At 39.6% G+C, this 1,401-nt stretch carries 3 protein-coding genes; 1 reads left to right on the plus strand and 2 read right to left on the minus strand.

Translation table 11 applies throughout. From position 1 onward, the window contains the following. Positions 1–243, plus strand: a 243-nt coding sequence (locus AAE250_RS23525) for a hypothetical protein (RefSeq protein ID WP_342289507.1), incomplete at its 5' end; no start/stop codon positions are given. A gap of 50 nt (positions 244–293) precedes the next feature. Here the strand turns inward: AAE250_RS23525 and AAE250_RS23530 are convergent. Next, positions 294–494, minus strand: a complete 201-nt coding sequence (locus AAE250_RS23530) for a hypothetical protein (RefSeq protein ID WP_342289508.1) — start codon at positions 492–494, stop codon at positions 294–296. Between the two features lie 11 nt (positions 495–505). Continuing rightward, positions 506–1,252, minus strand: a complete 747-nt coding sequence (locus AAE250_RS23535) for a leucine-rich repeat domain-containing protein (RefSeq protein ID WP_342289509.1) — start codon at positions 1,250–1,252, stop codon at positions 506–508. Positions 1,253–1,401: the final 149 nt, after the last annotated feature.

Consider the following 1,401-nt stretch of genomic DNA (forward strand, 5'->3'; position numbering starts at 1 on the left):
GAATACAAGAATATGATTTCTAATTTAATAAAGGATATGAAAACAGAAAAAGTTACAATGACCGTACTAAAAGCGGCAGAGGGGAAAGTACTTCGGCGTATTAGCGATGCTTGGATAGCCGGTACAGAAATCTATCTCGGCTACACTTATTACTTGAATAGTACCAAACTGGTAGAACCCTTGCTTGAACTGCCGGAACACTACGAAGAAATCGACATGCCGGAAGACTTTTTTAAGGAGTAAATAAATGCTCGTAAGGTTGATAAACAGCATCTTACGAGCATTCTTCTTTCTCATTCTTCGGGAATTGGAGCGTCAATCTCCTCATAGTGCTCAGGTAGCTCTAATATCGGTTCTACCAGTTTGATACCACCGAGGTAATAAGCATATCCGAGATATATTTCTTCCCCGGCAATCCATCCGTCCGATTTACGTCGAAGCACTTTCCCTTCTGCCGCTTTTAGCACGGTCGTTGTAATTGTTTTTGTTTCCATTTTATTTCAATTTAAAAGTCATATCCAATTATTCTTGATGCGTATTTACTCCAGTTAGTTGCAGCCTTATAAGCGTTTACACTGGCACGTGGCACATAGAAATTACAGTTGTTGTTATCAAATGTATATGGCGTAATAGTAGGTGGTGTAGTAGCTTTTATATAGCATGACACCATTGCTGGACATGAGTTAAAAGCGGCATTACCGATTACGGTGATGCCATTTCCAATAGTAACTTCTGATAGAAATCCACATTTAAAACATGCATATCCACCAATTTCAATAGTCGCATCCGGGAATTCTAATTCCTCGAGCCCTGATTCTTGGAAATAATATGTTGCATAAATCTTCTTGTTTATCGGAAGTGTTATATGCTTCAATGACTTGCAATTTTCGAAACTCCTACCGCCTTTACTATCATAATCAAGTACGGTTGTTGGTAAATCCACTCTTTCAAGTGATATACAGTTACGGAACATCTCCCCTAACAAATACATTCCATCCTTTATTGCTGCATATTTCAAATCCGTACAATCTTTAAAGAGTGGACATTCATTGGAAGGTTTCCAGCTAAGATATTTGAAATCCGTTGCATCTACAATACGGGTTTCACGGAAAGCTGTACTGGGCAATGATGGCATTGCCGTTTCCCCCTCAGTATATGTGATGCCACCATCACCATCAACATCCCAATACTGCAAGCATAATTTGAAAAATGTACTATCCTTGAAACGGATGAACGGCTCACCGTCTAACACCAAATTCAGCCTTGTGAAGACGCTCCGTAGTGCATCCACCGAGTCCTGATAGGACTGTGGTAGAAAAAACACTTCCGCTATTTTGTATTGCGTGGAAATAATAGTATCTTTGCTTCATAACCAAGAGCTTAGTGGCAACTTATGTTGTC

Origin of the sequence: Bacteroides sp. GD17 (assembly GCF_038448625.1) — a bacterium.
In the GTDB taxonomy this organism is placed as follows: domain Bacteria; phylum Bacteroidota; class Bacteroidia; order Bacteroidales; family Bacteroidaceae; genus Bacteroides.

Coding starts and splice junctions, on each gene's coding strand:
- AAE250_RS23530 (WP_342289508.1), bottom strand. CDS start 494: ATGGAAACAAAAACAATTACAACGACCGTGCTAAAAGCGGCAGAAGGG.